The following is a 15,785-nucleotide window of genomic DNA, read 5'->3' as shown; positions in this document are numbered from 1 at the left end:
TCTGGGGCAGTGCTCGGGAGGGACGGGACATGGCGGTTTCCGCGCTGGACATAGACGGCTCGCAGGTCGAAAGGCTGATCCTGGAACTGGGCGCCATCGGCGCGCATAGCGGCACCGGCGTGTGGAGGACGGTCTATTCGCCCGAATGGGTCGAGGCCAACGCGCTTCTGGCCCGCTGGTTCGAGGGCGCCGGGCTCGCCGTGAGGCAGGACGCCGTCGGCAATCTGTGGGGCCGGCTGCCGGGCTCGGAAGGCGGCAAGTCGATCGTGTCGGGCTCGCATGTCGACACCCAGCGGCCCGGCGGCCGCTACGACGGCGCGCTGGGCATTCTGGCCGCCTTCGTCGCAGTCAAGGCGCTGCGGGAGCGCTTTGGCCAGCCGAAGCGCACGCTGGAGGTCGTCTCGCTGTGCGAGGAGGAGGGCAGCCGCTTTCCCACCGCGAATTTCTGGGGGTCCAGCGCCATCACCGGCCGCACCCGCCCGCAGGACGTCGACACGGTCGCCGATTTCGACGGCGTGCGCATCGCCGACGCCATGCGCCAGGTCGGGCTCGATCCGGGCAGGATCGGCGAGGCGGTGCGAGACGACATCGCGGCCTTCATCGAACTGCATATCGAGCAGGGTCCGATCCTCGAGGCGGCGGGCCTTCCCGTCGCGATCGTGGAGGCCATCACCGGCATGCGCCACACCGAAGTGTGCCTCACCGGGGTGCAGAACCATGCCGGCGCCTTTCCGATGGATCTGCGCAACGATCCCATGGCGGGCTTCGCCGAGATCGCGTCCGGCCTGGTCGACACGGCGCACCGCATGGGCCGTCCGGCGGTCACCACCATCGGCCGCTGCACCGTGGCGCCCAACGCCGGAGCGGTCATTCCCCAGTCGGTCACCTTCACCATCGACGCCCGGCATCCGGACCCGGACAAGCGCCGGCACCTGTATGCCACCCATGATGCGCTGATGCGCGAGGTGGCGCAGCGCCGCGGCCTGGGCCTGGAAAGCCGGGTGCTGTTCAACCACGAGCCCAAGCTCAGCGCCCCGCATCTCGTCGCCCTGCTCAAGGGCGCGGCCGGGGAACTGGACATTCCCACCCTGACCATGGCGAGCGGAGCCGGCCATGATTCGCAGCAGATGGCCGAGATCGCCGATTTCGCCATGATCTTCGTGCGCAGCAAGGACGGCCGCAGCCACACGCCGGAAGAGTTTTCCACCATCGAGGACATCGTGGCCGGGATCAGGGTGCTGGCGTCGGCCCTTCACAAGCTGGCCTATTAGACGCCGCAGGCCCTCCGCATCCCGGAAGCCGCGCATCGGCGAGGCTTTCGGGCGCGCAATGTGCGGCAGATCAAACTGTTCGTCCCTGTCCGTGCTAGAAGCGGTGCGGCAAGCGCGCCGGCTGCGGCGGTTTTGCCGGTTCCTGCCCGGTTCGCGCTGTGATAGGTGTGGCCGGAGAAATCGGGGGAGAACGAGGTTGAGCGGTCCGCGCGCAAGATGGAGCATGCCGGCGATCCTCGCCGTCGCCTATCTGCTCGTGCTGCAATCGGCGCTCGGCGCCTTCGCGTTCGGCGCGGGGCCGGGCACGGGCCAACTCGATGCCTTCGGCAACGTCATCTGCACGCATGAGGGCGCCGCCGAGCGTCCGGCCGGCGACCCCCAGCACCGGCACGATTGCTGCCTGTTCGGCTGCAGCCTCTCCTCCTTCGCCCATGGCGCGCCGCCGGCGGCCGAAAGCCTCGTCCATGTGGTCCGGTACGAACCGGTGGCGCAGGTCCTGCCACGGTCCGACGCCGCGCCGGTCGTGCGCGTGCGCACCCCGGTCAACCCGCGCGCGCCCCCGGCCGCGGCCTGAGGCTTTCCCCGGTCCCGGAACCTTCGCGGGCCGTCATCATCCAATCGTCAAATCGTTCGCGGCCGCCCTGCGGCGCGACCCCCTCTTCATGGAGCACCCATGTACAATCCGCACTCTTTTCCCGCGCGCATTTTTGGTCGCGCATCCCCGCTGTTCCGCTCGCTGGAGGAGCGGCTCGGCATCGCCGTCTTCGTCCTCGCCCTTCTGTTCGCGGGCGCCCATGCCGCCATGGCGCACGAATTCAAGGCGGGCGATCTCGAAATCGGCCATCCCTGGTCGCGCGTGGTGCCGGCCGGCGCCACCGTGGCCGGCGGCTATCTCACGGTCACCAATCACGGTGCCTCGCCGGACAGGCTGCTGTCCGTCGCCTCCGACATCTCGGCCAAGGCCGAACTGCACGAAATGGCGGTCAAGGACGGCGTCATGACCATGCGTCCGGTCGAGGGCGGGCTGGAGATCCCGGCCGGCGGCTCGGTCGAGCTGAAGCCCGGAAGCTATCACCTGATGTTCATGGGGCTGAAGGAACTGCCCAAGCAGGGCGAAAAGTTCCCGGCCACGCTGACCTTCGAGAAGGCCGGCACCGTGAAGGTCGAGTTCGCCGTGGAGGCGATGGACGCCGCCGGCGGCATGAAGATGGACCACGGCCAGGAAATGGATCACGACCATGCTGAATAGAGGATTGAAATCGGGCCTGGCGGCAGCCGCCATCGTCATTTGCGGCAGCGCGCCGGCACTCGCCCATGTCACGCTGGAGACGCAGGAGGCGCCCGTCGGCTCGACCTACAAGGCCGTGCTCAGGGTGCCGCATGGCTGCGAGGGCAAGGCGACCACCGCCGTCCGGGTGAAGATTCCGGAAGGCATGATCGCGGTGAAACCGATGCCCAAGCCCGGCTGGGAGCTGAAGACGGTCAAGGGAAAGTATGCCAAGTCCTACAAGCTGTGGGGCGAGGATGTCGCCGAAGGCGTGCAGGAAGTGGACTGGAGCGGCGGCAACCTGCCGGACGAATTCTACGACGAGTTCGTGCTGCGCGGCCAGCTCGCCGCGGACCTGCCGGCCGGGGAGATGATGTACTTCCCCGTCGTGCAGGAGTGCGAGGGCGGCGCCGCCGACCGCTGGATCGCCATACCGGCGGCCGGGCAGGACGCGGACGACCTCGAATTCCCGGCGCCAGGCCTCAAGCTGCTGCCGAAGAAATAGGGGACGGCGCGGCGCGGCGGTTCCGGCCGCCGCGCCGCCTTTTCCGGGGCGCGGGCGATGGAGCAGCATACGGGAAAAAGTCGGCCGGCGCGGCCTGCTTGCCTGGCAAGGCCGGGTGAGGCCGCGAGCGGATCTACCCCCACCCCTTACCCCTCCCCACAAGGGGGAGGGGGACCTTGCAGCGGGGCCACTCGCCTCCGAAACCTCGTTGATTGCGCGAAGCGCGCGAGCCTTCCCCTCCCCCTTGTGGGGAGGGGTGAGGGGCGGGGGTGCGAGGTCGGCCGCCTCACCTCAAGCATCCTGCCTGAACCTCCGCAGATACGGGATCTCCGCCTGCGGCTCCGCGCCGTCCTGCTTTTCCTCGCCCTGGCTCTGGCCTTCGGCCTGCCGGGCGCGGCCTTCGCCCATGCCGCGCTGGTGGCCACCGAGCCGGCGGACGGCGCCGTTGTGGCCGAAAGCCCGAAGCAATTTTCGCTGACCTTCAGCGAGCCGGTCTCGCCGCTGGTGCTGACGCTGGTGCGGCCGGACGGCAGGCCGGTGGCGCTTTCAACCTTCCGCCTCGACGGGCAGACGGTGGTGATCGACGCACCGCCGGAGCCCGGCGGCGGCCTCGGCACGCATGTGCTGAGCTGGCGGGTGATCTCGGCCGACGGCCACCCTGTCGGCGGCTCGATCCTGTTCTCGATCGGCGCGCCGAGCGCGGCGCCGGCCGCGACCGAGGCGGTCGACTGGTGGCTGCGCGGGGCCATCTGGCTGGTTCGCATCGCCCTCTATGCCGGCCTGTTCCTCGGCATCGGCGGCGCCTTCGCCGTCGCCTGGCTGGAGGATGGCAAGCGCGACGGCGCCCGCTTTGCCGGCTGGATCATGCTGCTGGGGCTCGCAGCCGCCCCTGTCGCGCTCGGCCTGCAGGGGCTGGACGCGCTCGGCGCGCCGCTGTCGCATTTCGCCAAGCCCGCGGTCTGGCGCACGGGCGCCGGCACCACCTATGGCTGGACGGTGCTGATCGCGGTGGTCTCGCTTGTCCTCGGCCTCGCCTCGCTGGCGCTGCCGCGAAAGCTCACCGGGAGGCCGCTTTCGCTTCTGGCCCTTGCCGGCGTCGGCGCGGCACTGGCCGCCAGCGGCCATGCCAGCGCCGCCGAGCCGCAATGGCTGACGCGGCCGATGGTGTTCCTGCACAGCGCCGGCATCGCCTTCTGGACCGGCGCGCTGATGCCGCTGGGGCTGGCGCTGCTGCGGCGCGGGGTCGAAGCCAAATCCATGCTCATGCGCTTCTCGGCGGCAATCCTGCCCGTGGTCGGCGTGCTCGTGCTTGCCGGCGTCGTGCTCGCCGTCATCCAGGTGCAGGCGCCGGCCGCGCTGGTCGGCACCGCCTATGGCCGCCTGCTGCTCGCCAAGCTCGCTTTGCTTGCCGTGCTGTTTGCCCTTGCCGCCCTGAACCGCTGGCGGCTCACCCGGCCGGTCGAGGCCGGCGAGCGGGCGGCGCGCGCCCGGCTGGTGCGCGCGATCGGGGCGGAACTGGTGCTGGTGCTGGCCGTCTTCGGCGTCGTGGCCGGCTGGCGCTTCACGCCGCCGCCGCGCGCGCTGGCGATCGCCGCGGCGCAGCCGGCCACCACCCATATCCACACGCTGAAGGCGATGGCGGATTTGTCGGTCACGCCCGGCCATGCCGGCCCGGTCTCGGTCTCCATCGTGGTCATGACCGGCGATTTCGGCCCGCTGCCGGCCAAGGAGGTTACCCTGGTGCTGTCCAAGCCGGAGTCCGGCATCGGGCCGCTGAAGCGGCCGGCGCGCATGCCCGGCGACGGCACATGGCGGGTGGACGACCTGGTCATCCCCGTGCCCGGCCGCTGGACGGCGCGGCTCGACATCCTCGTCTCGGATTTCGACATGGTGCAGATCGAGGGCCCCATCGACATCAGGCCGCGATAGGCCGCGATGCGCTTCGCGCGCGGTTGACGAAGCCGGCTTCGGGGATCAAACATCCCGGTCCGGCGGCATGGCGAAAAGGGACAGGAAAATGGAAAAAGCCGAAATCGGCCTGATCGGCCTCGGCACGATGGGCTCCAACCTCGCGCTCAACATCGCCGAGAAGGGCCATCGCATCGCCGTCTTCAACCGCACGGTCTCACGCGCGGATGCCTTCAAGGCCGAAGCCGGCGCGCTCGCCGACCGCATCGTGCCCTGCCACAGCCTGGCCGAGCTGGCGGAGGCGATCCGGCCGCCGCGCCCGGTCATCATCATGGTGGTGGCGGGCAAGCCGGTGGACGAGCAGATCGCCGCTCTGCGCGACGTGCTTTCCGCCGACGACATCGTCATCGACGCCGGTAACGCCAATTTCCACGACACCGTCCGCCGCTTCAAGGAACTGGAAGGCTCCGGCCTCACCTTCATCGGCATGGGCGTGTCGGGCGGCGAGGAGGGCGCGCGCCACGGACCCTCCATCATGGTGGGCGGCACGGAAGAATCCTGGCGGCGGGTGGAGGGCGTGCTCACCGCCATCTCCGCCAAGTTCAAGGGCGAGCCCTGCGCGGCCTGGCTGGGCCCCGACGGCGCCGGGCATTTCGTCAAGACCATCCACAACGGCATCGAATATGCCGACATGCAGATGATCGCCGAGATCTACGGCATGCTGCGCGACGGGCTCGGCATGGGGCCGAAACAGATCGCGCCGGTGTTCGCCGGCTGGAATGAGGGCCGGCTCGCCTCCTATCTGATCGAGATCACCGCCAAGGTGCTGGCCGCCGACGATCCGCAGACCGGCCGGCCGGTGGTGGACATCATCCTCGACCGCGCCGGCCAGAAGGGCACCGGCAAATGGTCGGTGATCGAGGCGCAGCAGCTCGGCATTCCGGCAACCGCGATCGAGGCGGCGGTGGCCGCGCGCGTGCTTTCCTCCATGAAGGACGAGCGGCTGGCCGCCGAGAAGGTCTATGGCGCGGGTGGGGGGCGGATTTCCGAGCCGCGCGAGGCGTTGCTCAAGGACCTGGAGTTGGCGCTGCTCGCCGGCAAGATCGCGGCCTATGCGCAAGGCTTTGCCGTGATGGCCGGCGCCTCGAAGGAATTTTCCTGGAACCTGCCTCTGCCCACCATCGCCAGGATCTGGCGCGCCGGCTGCATCATCCGCTCGCAGATGCTGGACCAGATGGCCGAAGCCTTCGGCAAGGGCGGTGCGGCCGCCAATCTGCTGATGGCGCCGGCATTCGTGGAGATGATGAAGGCCGCGCATCCCTCGCTGCGGCGCATCGTGGCGCTGGCGGCGGAAGCCGGCCTGCCGGTGCCGGCGCTGTCCTCCGCGCTCGCCTATTTCGACGCCTACCGGCAGGGGCGCGGTACATCCAACCTGATCCAGGCGCAGCGCGACTTCTTCGGCGCGCACGGCTTCGAGCGCATCGACGCCCCCGGCGCGCATCACGGGCCGTGGGGCGGCGGGCAGTAGGAGGGCTTCATCTCATCTGGCCGACCGTGCGCGTCAGCGCCGGAAACGACGGCAGCTCGGCTGCCGGCGGTTGCTGGTTGGCAAGCCGCAGCAGCCTGATCGGGAAGACGATGGCCTCGCGGTTCGCCGGCGGTATGTCGTCCGACCGGCACTCGCTCGCTTCCGCCTCCTTGAGCGCGGCGTCTATCTCCTGCGCCGATACCACGCCCTTGTGAACCAGCAGGCGGTTCACCGCGGCGACGGCCATCAGCAGGCCTTCCAGTTGCAAGTTGGCGACATTCATGGCTCTGGCTCCCATCTGTCCGCCCATAACGCGCGGACGCGCAAGCCGATCCTGACACATTATCGCGCCGGCGCGTCCGGTATTGCGGCCGCAGGGCAGGATTCCACCTCGGCCGGCCGGCTCAGCGTCTGCAGCGAGCCGATCGGCGCGCCGTCGATGCGGCCGATGACGGCGCGGGCAAGCTCGGCGCCGGCCAGGCGCACGTCCTCGTTGATGACATGAAGCTGCGGCCGCAGGAAATGCAGCAGGCGCGAGGCCTGCTTGGAGACGATGTCGAGATCGTCGCCGATGCGCAGGCCCTCGTCCTCCACGCCGGCCACCAGCGCGAAGGCGGCGGCACCCGCGCCGCTGACGATGCCGTCGGGCCGCAGCCTGCGCTGCATCAACTCGCGCGTGCGGGCGCGGATATGCTCTATGGAGTGGTCGACCGTGGCCGCCGGGAACGGCACCTCGGTCAGCCCGCAATCGGCCAGCGCCTCGGCGAAGCCGTCGCGCATGTGATGGTAGTAGCTGAGATTGGCGGGCGGGGCCAGCAGCGCCAGGCGGCGGCGGCCGAGCGCGGCCAGCTTCCTCACCGCCTCCGCCGCGAAGGCGAAATTGTCGAAGTCATGGTAGGGGTGCTCCAGCCCCATCTCGGTGCGGCCGTGCGTGGCGAAGGGAAAGCCGCGCTCGGTCATGTAGCGCACGCGCTTGTCGTCCGGCTCGGTGCGGGAAACGATGATGCCGTCGGCCGAGCCCGTCTCCACCACATAGCGCACCGGTTCCAGCGGATCGTTGTTGCGCGAATAGGGCGTGACGATGAGGTGGTAGGGCGTGGCGGCGAGCGCCTCCGAGATGCCGTAGATCATGTCGGAGACGAAGCCGCCGATCTGCTCTTCCGTGTCGAGCACCAGCGAGATGACGTTGGTCTTGCCGGTTCGCAGGCGCACGCCGGCGCGGTTCGGCCGGTAGCCGATCTGCTTGGCCACCAGTTGCACGCGGCGGCGGGTCTCGGCGCCGATCTCCGGCGCGTTCTTGAGCGCGCGAGAGACGGTGGTGACGCCAAGCCCGGTCATGAAGGCGAGCGTCTTCAGCGTCGGCCTGCCTGCCTCCGCGTCGTCGTCTGTATCGTGGCGGTGTTCTTTGTCCATGATCCCGGCCGTGGGCGCATAGCAGCCGCAAGGCCGCGCTGCAACCGCCCTGTGAATGCCCCCGCAGCATGGGCGGGGCACGGCCGGCAATAATAATCTGTAACGTTACAGATTGACAGTGCGAATTTCAGCAAACCGGAACATGAGGACGCCGTGCCGGGCGCGGCGCCCTGGCGGGCACGCACGTGAGATATGCGGCACTGCGAGATGGATGCTGCGCTGCACCCGGCGTCATAAGGGCGGGGCGATTTCTTCGGAATCCGAAAAAAATGGCGCGGCGGGCTTGCGCTGCGGTTCCGTTTGTCCTATCGAAAATCTGTAACGTTTCAGATTCTGGGAGGAGCCGAAATGAGTTACAGGTTTGCGATCGCTGCGCTTGCGGCGACCACGGCAATTGCGTTCGCAGGTCCCGCGTCGGCGACCGACCTCGAGGTCACGCACTGGTGGACCTCGGGCGGCGAGGCGGCGGCGGTCGCCGAATTCGCCAAGGCGTTCGACGCCACCGGCAACCATTGGGTGGACGGGGCCATCGCCGGCTCGGGCGGCACCGCGCGCCCGATCATGATCAGCCGCATCACCGGCGGCGATCCCATGGGCGCCACGCAGTTCAACCACGGCCGCCAGGCGGAGGAGCTGGTCGAAGCCGGCCTGATGCGCGATCTCACCGACATCGCCACCAAGGGCAAGTGGACCGAGGTGGTGCGCCCGAAGAGCCTGCTCGACAGTTGCACCATCGACGGCAAGATCTATTGCGTGCCCGTCAACATCCATTCCTGGCAATGGCTGTGGCTGTCCAACGAGGCCTTCGCCAAGGCGGGCGTTCCGGTGCCGAATACCTGGGACGAGCTGGTGGCGGCCGCGCCCGCGCTGGAAAAGGCCGGCATCGTGCCGCTCGCCGTGGGCGGCCAGCCCTGGCAGGCGTCCGGCGCCTTCGACGTGCTGATGGCGGCGGTCGGCGGCACCGACACCTTCCTGAAGGTCTACAAGGACAAGGATGCCGAGTTCGCCAAGGGGCCGGAAGTCGCCAAGGTGTTCAAGGCCGCCGACGACGCCCGCAAGATGGCCAAGGGCACCAACGTGCAGGATTGGAACCAGGCCACCAACATGGTCATCACCGGCAAGGCCGGCGGCCAGATCATGGGCGACTGGGCGCAGGGCGAGTTCCAGGTCGCCGGCAAGGAGGCGGGCAAGGACTATAGCTGCCTGCCGGGGCTCGGCCTCAATCCGGTCATCGCCACCGGCGGCGACGCCTTCTACTTCCCGCTGCTGAAGGACGAGGCGAAATCCAAGGCCCAGGAGGTGCTGGCCGAAACCATGCTGGCGCCTGCGACGCAGGTCGCCTTCAACCTCAAGAAGGGCTCGCTGCCGGTGCGCGGCGACGTCGACCTCCAAACCGCGAACGACTGCATGAAGAAGGGCCTCGACATCCTGGCCAAGGGCAGCGTGATGCCCTGGACCGACCAGCTGCTTTCGCAGGACACACAGAAGCAGAAGGAGGACCTGTTCTCCGAGTTCTTCGCCAATGAGGGCATGACGGTCGAGGACGCCCAGAAGCGCTTCGCCGACATCATCGCCTCGGCCGACTGAGGCGGCGATGGTTCGTTGAAGCACCCCCTTGCCGGTCCTTCAGGCCACCTCTCCCGCAGCGGGAAAAGCTGGTCCGAAGCGCCGGCGAGGGGCGGATACGCGCGGACAAGACCGCACCCCAGAAGGCAAGCCCGATGACCGACGACCAGACACGGCCCCCCGGAAGGCTGCTGCGCAACCTGAACGCCAAGATCGCCTCGCTGCCGATGATCCTGACGGCGACGGTGGTGTTCCTGGGCGGCACGATCTGGACGGTCGTCTATTCCTTCACCAACTCCAAGCTCCTGCCGCGGCTGAAATTCGTCGGGCTGGACCAATATGAAAGGCTGTGGGCGGCGCCGCGCTGGCTGGTGTCGATCGAAAACCTCGCCATCTACGGCGTGCTGTCGCTGGTGTTCTCGCTGGTCATCGGCTTCCTGCTCGCGGCGCTGCTGGACCAGAAGATCCGCTTCGAAAACACCTTCCGCACCATCTTCCTCTACCCCTTCGCGCTCTCCTTCATCGTCACCGGGCTGGTGTGGCAGTGGCTGCTCAACCCCGACCACGGCATCCAGAGCGTGGTGCGCGGCCTGGGCTGGGAAAGCTTCGATTTCGACCCGCTCTACAATTCCAAAATCGTCATCTACGGCATCCTGATCGCCGCGCTGTGGCAGGGCACGGGGCTGGTCATGTGCCTGATGCTGGCCGGCCTGCGCGGCATCGACGAGGACATCTGGAAGGCCGCGCGCGTCGACGGCATCCCGATCTGGCGCACCTATGTCTTCATCGTCATCCCGATGCTGCGGCCGGTGCTGGTGACGACGCTGGTCATCATCGCCTCCTCCATCGTCAAGGTCTACGACCTCGTCGTGGCGCAGACCTCCGGCGGCCCCGGCATCGCCTCGGAGGTGCCGGCCAAATATGTCTACGACTATATGTTCCACGCCCAGAATCTCGGCCAGGGCTTCGCCGCCTCGACCATGATGCTGCTTTCCGTGGCCATCGTCATGGTGCCGTGGGCCTATCTCGAATTCGGCCGGCGGAGACGGGCATGAGCACCGCCACGCTTGCCTCGCCCGTCGCCGCAGCGGCCGCGCCTGGCCCCGGCGGGCCGCAGGGGCCGAAGCCGCAGCGCAGGTTTTCGCGGCGCAACCTCTTCGTCTACGGCACGCTGTTCGTCGTCGCGGTCTACTATCTCCTGCCGCTCTACGTGATGGTGGTGACCTCGCTGAAGGGCATGCCCGAGATCCGCATGGGCAACATCTTCTCGCCGCCCATGGAAATCACCTTCGAGCCGTGGGTGAAGGCGTGGGCCACGGCCTGCACCGGCCTCAATTGCGACGGGCTTTCGCGCGGCTTCTGGAACTCGGTGCGCATCACCGTGCCTTCGGTGGTGCTTTCCATCGCCATCGCCTCGGTCAACGGCTACGCGCTGGCCAACTGGCGCTTCAAGGGGGCGGAAACCTTCTTCGCCATCCTCATCGTCGGCGCCTTCATCCCCTACCAGGTGATGCTCTACCCGATCGTCATCATCCTGCGCGAAATCGGGCTCTACGGCTCGCTGACCGGCCTGGTGCTGGTGCATTCCATCTTCGGCATGCCCATCCTGACGCTTCTGTTCCGCAACTATTTCGCCTCCATGCCGGAGGAACTGTTCAAAGCCGCGCGCGTCGACGGCGCCGGCTTCTGGGGCATCTACTTCCGCATCATGCTGCCCATGTCGCTGCCGATCTTCGTGGTGGCGGTCATCATCCAGATCACCGGCATCTGGAACGACTTCCTGTTCGGCGTCGTCTACACGCGGCCCGACACCTATCCGATGACGGTGCAGCTCAACAACATCGTCAACTCGGTCCAGGGCGTGAAGGAATACAACGTCAACATGGCCGCCACCCTCATCACCGGGCTGGTGCCGCTGGCCGTCTATTTCGTTTCCGGAAAGCTGTTCGTGCGCGGCATCGCGGCCGGGGCGGTGAAGGGATGAACGCCATGATGCAGACTGCCGCCAGCGTTTCGGTGCGCGACCTGTCGCTGAACTTCGGCGCCGTGCAGGTGCTGAAATCGCTCGATCTCGACGTGGGGGAGGGCGAGTTCGTGGTGCTTCTGGGGCCTTCGGGCTGCGGAAAGTCCACACTGCTCAACTGCATTGCCGGCCTGCTCGACATTTCGGCCGGGCGCGTCTTCATCAAGGGCCGCAACGTCACCTGGGACGAGCCGGCCCATCGCGGCATCGGCATGGTGTTCCAGTCCTATGCGCTCTATCCGCAGATGAGCGTGGAAAAGAACCTGTCCTTCGGGCTGCGCGTGGCCGGCCTGCCGAAGCAGGAGATAGACAAGCGCATCGCGCGCGCGGCCGAGGTGCTGCAGATCGAGCCGCTGCTGAAGCGCAAGCCGGCCGCCCTTTCCGGCGGCCAGCGCCAGCGCGTGGCGATCGGCCGGGCGCTGGTGCGCGACGTCGACGTGTTCCTCTTCGACGAGCCGCTGTCGAACCTCGACGCCAAGCTGCGCTCGGAGCTGCGCGTGGAAATAAAGCTGCTGCATCGGCGGCTGAAGAACACCATGATCTACGTCACCCACGACCAGATCGAGGCGATGACGCTGGCCGACCGCATCGCGGTGATGAAGGGCGGCGTCATCCAGCAGTTCGACGCGCCGCAGGTCATCTACAACCGGCCGGTCAACCGCTTCGTCGCCGGCTTCCTCGGCTCGCCGGGGATGAATTTCCTGGAAGGGCGCCTGGAGCAGGAGGGCGGCGCGTGGCGCTTTGCGGCGGACGCATTGTCCATCCCGCTTTCCACCTACGAGTTCGAGGCCGCGCCCCGGCCGGGCCCGGCTTCCTTCGGCATCCGGCCGGAGCATGTCGGCCTGAACAGCGGCGCCGGCTGGCCGTTTTCGGCCTCCGCCACCGTCGAGGTGGTGGAGCCGATGGGCTCCGACACGCTGGTCTGGCTGAAGCTCGCCGGACAGAATTTTTCCGTGCGCGTCACCTCCGAGCGGGCGCCGGCAGCCGGCGAGACGGTGACGATCGGCCTCGACCCCATGCGCGCCTCGCTGTTCGCAGAGGCCGGCAACCGCCTTTGATGCTTTTCAACTCCCCAAGCCCGATGGACGAAAAACGATGAACTGGTCATTCCAACTCTACAGCGCCCGCAACTTCCAGCCCTGGGACAAGGTGCTGAAACTGCTCGGGCAGGCCGGCTACAGCCAGGTGGAAGGTTTTGGCGGCGTCTATGACGACCCCAAGACCTTCTGTGCCGAACTCGACCGCAACGGCCTGTCCATGCCGAGCGCGCATTTCTCCATCGACGCGCTGGAGAACGACTTCGACGGCGTGCGGCGCATCGCCGACGCCTTCGGCGTCAAGCTGCTGGTCTGCCCCTATCTCGTGGCCGAGGCGCGGCCGACCGATGCCGCCGGCTGGCGCGGCTTCGGCGAGCGGCTGGCAAAGGCGGGCGAGGCGGCCGGCAAGGCGGGCTACGGCTTTGCCTGGCACAACCACGATTTCGAGTTCGAGGCGCTGCCCGACGGCTCGGTGCCGATGCAGCATGTTTTGTCCAGCGCGCCGGAGATCGGCTGGGAGATGGACGTGGCCTGGGTGGTGCGCGGCGGCGCCGATCCGCTGCCCTGGATCAAGCGCCATGGCGACCGCATCGCGGCCGTGCATGTCAAGGACATCGCCCGGCCGGGCGAAGGGCTGGACGAGGACGGCTGGTCCGATGTCGGCCACGGCACCCTCGACTGGGCGGGGCTGATGAAGGTGCTGCGGGAAAAGACCCCGGCCAGCTATTTCATCATGGAGCAGGACAACCCCAACGACGTCGAGCGTTTCGCCCGCCGCTCGATCGCCGCGGCCAAGAGCTGGTAGGAGCAACGCATATGGCAAGGAAACTGGGGGTCGGCGTCATCGGCTGCGGCAACATCTCGGCCGCCTATTTCAGGCTGGCGCCGCTGTTCCGCGGCATCGAGATGCGGGCCTGCGCCGACATCGACATGAAGGCGGCCGAGGCGCGGGCCGGGGAATTCGACGTGCGGGCACAGACGGTGGACGATCTGCTGGCCGTAAGCGACATCGACATCGTCGTCAACCTCACCATTCCGGCGGCGCACTACGAGGTGTCGAAAAAGGTGCTGGACGCCGGCAAGCACGTTTATTCGGAAAAGCCCTTCGTCCTGTCGGTGAAGGAGGGGCTGGACCTGAAGAGGCGGGCCGAGAAGAAGGGCCTGCGCATCGGCTCGGCGCCCGACACCTTCCTCGGCGGCGCGCACCAGCTCGTGCGCAGCCTGATCGATGCGGGCAAGCTGGGCAGGATCACCAGCGGCACCTGCTTCGTCATGAGCCACGGCATGGAGCACTGGCACCCGAACCCGGACTTCTTCTTCCAGCCGGGCGCGGGGCCGGTTCTCGACATCGGCCCGTATTACGTCACCAACCTTATCCAACTCATCGGGCCGGTCAGGCGGGTGGCGGCCTTCGTCGCCACGCCGGCGAAGCAGCGCACCATCTTGTCGAAGCCGCGGGCGGGCGAAAAAATCCCCGTCAACACGCCGACCACCATCCACGGCATGCTGGAATTCGAGAACGGCGCGGTGGTGACGCTTGCCACGAGCTGGGACGTGTGGGCGCACGGCCATGCCCCGATGGAGCTGTATGGCGAGGCGGGCACCGTCTTCGTGCCGGACCCCAACTTCTTCGGCGGCACCGTCGGCTACACCAAGGCCGGCAAGGCGGTGAAGACGCTGCCGAAATGGGACCATCCCTTCGCCGTAGAGAACGAGAAGCATTCGCAGGGCATGATGGCCAACTACCGCACGGCCGGCCTTGCCGACATGGCGCTGGGCATCATGGACGGCCGTCCGCACCGCTGCTCGATGGAGCTTGCGCTGCATGCCGTGGACGTCATGACCGGCCTGCTCCGGTCGGGCGAGACGGGCAGGTTCGTGGCCATGCAGACCACCTGCGAGCGGCCGGCCGCGCTCGGCGTGCGGGAGGCGAAGGCGCTTCTGGCGAAGCGATGACGACGGCATCGCAGAATCCTCCTCCCCGTTGCGGGGAGGGGGCAGGGGTGGGGGTGTTTCCTGGCATGATTGCTCTGCCCTTTCGGGACGAGTAAGCAGGGACGTGCCATTCTGAGAGGACCATCATGTCGTATACCCCCGCGGAAAACCGCTATGAGACCATGATCTACAACCGGTGCGGCCGCTCCGGGCTCAAGCTGCCGGCGATCTCGCTGGGGCTGTGGCACAATTTCGGCCACGACGTGCCGCACGCCACCAAGCAGGCGATCGTGCGCCGCGCCTTCGATCTCGGCATCACCCATTTCGACCTGGCCAACAATTACGGCCCGCCTCCCGGCTCGGCCGAGGAGGCGTTCGGCGAGATCCTGCGCACCGACCTTGCCGGCCATCGCGACGAGCTGATCATTTCCAGCAAGGCCGGCTACAACATGTGGCCCGGCCCCTACGGCGAATGGGGCAGCCGCAAATACCTCCTCGCCAGCCTCGACCAGAGCCTGAAACGCATGGGGCTCGACTATGTCGACATCTTCTATTCGCACCGCTTCGATCCCGACACGCCGCTGGAGGAGACGATGGGCGCGCTCGACCAGGCGGTGCGCTCCGGCAAGGCACTCTATGCCGGCATCTCCTCCTACAATTCGCAGCGCACGCGCGAGGCCGCCGACATCCTCCGGCAGCTCGGCACCCCCTGCCTCATCCACCAGCCGAGCTATTCCATGCTCAACCGCTGGGTGGAGGAGGACGGGCTGCTCGATACGCTGGACGGGCTGGGCGTCGGCTCGATCGTGTTCTCGCCGCTGGCGCAGGGCATGCTGACCGACAAGTATCTGGGCGGCATTCCCGAGCACAGCCGTGCCTCCCAGGGCAAGTCGCTCAACACCGCCTTCATCAACGAGCAGAGCCTGGCCAACATCAGGGCGCTGAACGCCATCGCCAAGAAGCGCGGCCAGACGCTGGCGCAGATGGCGCTGGCCTGGGTGCTGCGCAAGGGCCGCGTCACCTCGGCGCTGGTCGGCGCCAGCCGGCCGGAGCAGGTGGAGGATTGCGTCGGCGCGCTCGACAGGCTCGACTTCACCGACGCGGAGCTGGCCGAGATCGACCAGTACGCCCGCGAAGCCGACATCAACCTGTGGGCGGCCTCCGCCGAGCGCCAGGGGCCGGCGCGGAAATAACGCGGCCGGCAGGCGCAGGGAGCGGGGCGGCCATCGCCGCCCTTGCTCCGTTCCCGTTCGCCCGCCTCATCCCGACATTGCCCTAAAGACGTAGCCCGCCGCTCCATGGGGCGCCGGCCTGCGGCCGCGCGCCATGCCG

The 15,785-nt window shown here is 67.9% G+C and carries 15 protein-coding genes; 13 read left to right on the top strand and 2 right to left on the bottom strand.

Going from position 1 to position 15,785, the window contains the following annotated elements; translation table 11 throughout:
• Nucleotides 1–29 precede the first annotated feature (29 nt).
• The 6 genes from ACTDI4_RS20010 (at nucleotide 30) to gndA (ending at nucleotide 6,479) form a co-directional block, all read left to right on the top strand.
• Nucleotides 30–1,271: a hydantoinase/carbamoylase family amidase gene (locus ACTDI4_RS20010; RefSeq protein WP_442842818.1), complete on the top strand. Its 1,242-nt coding sequence runs from the start codon at nucleotides 30–32 to the stop codon at nucleotides 1,269–1,271.
• A gap of 223 nt (nucleotides 1,272–1,494) precedes the next feature.
• A complete protein-coding gene (locus tag ACTDI4_RS20005; RefSeq protein WP_442842817.1) occupies nucleotides 1,495–1,845 on the top strand; it encodes a DUF2946 family protein in 351 nt (116 codons plus the stop codon).
• 99 nt (nucleotides 1,846–1,944) lie between these two features.
• The gene (locus ACTDI4_RS20000) at nucleotides 1,945–2,520 is read left to right on the top strand and encodes a copper chaperone PCu(A)C (protein WP_442842816.1); all 576 of its coding nucleotides are present in this window, start codon (nucleotides 1,945–1,947) and stop codon (nucleotides 2,518–2,520) included.
• A complete protein-coding gene (locus tag ACTDI4_RS19995; protein ID WP_442842815.1) occupies nucleotides 2,510–3,043 on the top strand; it encodes a YcnI family copper-binding membrane protein in 534 nt (177 codons plus the stop codon). The genes ACTDI4_RS20000 and ACTDI4_RS19995 overlap by 11 nt, the downstream gene beginning before the upstream one ends.
• Nucleotides 3,044–3,340: 297 nt before the next feature.
• Complete coding sequence (locus ACTDI4_RS19990; RefSeq protein ID WP_442843411.1) at nucleotides 3,341–4,972, top strand: copper resistance CopC/CopD family protein; 1,632 nt, start codon at nucleotides 3,341–3,343, stop codon at nucleotides 4,970–4,972.
• An 88-nt stretch (nucleotides 4,973–5,060) separates the two neighbouring features.
• A complete protein-coding gene (gene gndA, locus ACTDI4_RS19985) occupies nucleotides 5,061–6,479 on the top strand; it encodes an NADP-dependent phosphogluconate dehydrogenase (RefSeq protein WP_442842814.1) in 1,419 nt (472 codons plus the stop codon).
• 7 nt (nucleotides 6,480–6,486) lie between these two features.
• On the opposite strand, the gene ACTDI4_RS19980 is transcribed toward gndA, so the two are convergent.
• Together ACTDI4_RS19980 and ACTDI4_RS19975 are read right to left on the bottom strand one after the other, a co-directional pair.
• A complete protein-coding gene (locus ACTDI4_RS19980) occupies nucleotides 6,487–6,762 on the bottom strand; it encodes a hypothetical protein (RefSeq protein WP_442842813.1) in 276 nt (91 codons plus the stop codon).
• Nucleotides 6,763–6,821: 59 nt separating this feature from the next.
• Nucleotides 6,822–7,892, bottom strand: a complete 1,071-nt coding sequence (locus ACTDI4_RS19975; RefSeq protein ID WP_442842812.1) for a LacI family transcriptional regulator — start codon at nucleotides 7,890–7,892, stop codon at nucleotides 6,822–6,824.
• A 348-nt stretch (nucleotides 7,893–8,240) separates the two neighbouring features.
• Between ACTDI4_RS19975 and ACTDI4_RS19970 the strand changes: the two genes are divergently transcribed.
• From ACTDI4_RS19970 to mgrA, 7 genes are all read left to right on the top strand, one after another.
• Nucleotides 8,241–9,479 carry an ABC transporter substrate-binding protein gene (locus ACTDI4_RS19970; protein ID WP_442842811.1) on the top strand — a complete coding sequence of 413 codons (1,239 nt, stop codon included), beginning with the start codon at nucleotides 8,241–8,243 and terminating at the stop codon, nucleotides 9,477–9,479.
• Between the two features lie 134 nt (nucleotides 9,480–9,613).
• The gene (locus ACTDI4_RS19965) at nucleotides 9,614–10,513 is read left to right on the top strand and encodes a carbohydrate ABC transporter permease (protein WP_442842810.1); all 900 of its coding nucleotides are present in this window, start codon (nucleotides 9,614–9,616) and stop codon (nucleotides 10,511–10,513) included.
• Nucleotides 10,510–11,442, top strand: coding sequence for a carbohydrate ABC transporter permease (locus ACTDI4_RS19960; protein WP_442842809.1), 933 nt, complete (start codon nucleotides 10,510–10,512; stop codon nucleotides 11,440–11,442). The genes ACTDI4_RS19965 and ACTDI4_RS19960 overlap by 4 nt, the downstream gene beginning before the upstream one ends.
• Before the next feature lie 5 nt (nucleotides 11,443–11,447).
• Nucleotides 11,448–12,539: an ABC transporter ATP-binding protein gene (locus ACTDI4_RS19955; protein ID WP_442842808.1), complete on the top strand. Its 1,092-nt coding sequence runs from the start codon at nucleotides 11,448–11,450 to the stop codon at nucleotides 12,537–12,539.
• Between the two features lie 37 nt (nucleotides 12,540–12,576).
• The gene (locus ACTDI4_RS19950; protein ID WP_442842807.1) at nucleotides 12,577–13,323 is read left to right on the top strand and encodes a sugar phosphate isomerase/epimerase family protein; all 747 of its coding nucleotides are present in this window, start codon (nucleotides 12,577–12,579) and stop codon (nucleotides 13,321–13,323) included.
• Nucleotides 13,324–13,334: 11 nt separating this feature from the next.
• Nucleotides 13,335–14,474 carry a Gfo/Idh/MocA family protein gene (locus ACTDI4_RS19945; protein WP_442842806.1) on the top strand — a complete coding sequence of 380 codons (1,140 nt, stop codon included), beginning with the start codon at nucleotides 13,335–13,337 and terminating at the stop codon, nucleotides 14,472–14,474.
• Between the two features lie 125 nt (nucleotides 14,475–14,599).
• Complete coding sequence (mgrA, locus tag ACTDI4_RS19940; protein ID WP_442842805.1) at nucleotides 14,600–15,646, top strand: L-glyceraldehyde 3-phosphate reductase; 1,047 nt, start codon at nucleotides 14,600–14,602, stop codon at nucleotides 15,644–15,646.
• Nucleotides 15,647–15,785 lie beyond the last annotated feature (139 nt).

This window comes from Mesorhizobium sp. PUT5, assembly GCF_052216645.1.
GTDB lineage: Bacteria > Pseudomonadota > Alphaproteobacteria > Rhizobiales > Rhizobiaceae > Mesorhizobium.
Note: the sequence above shows the minus strand (reverse complement) of the source record. Positions and strands in the feature narration are given on the sequence as shown.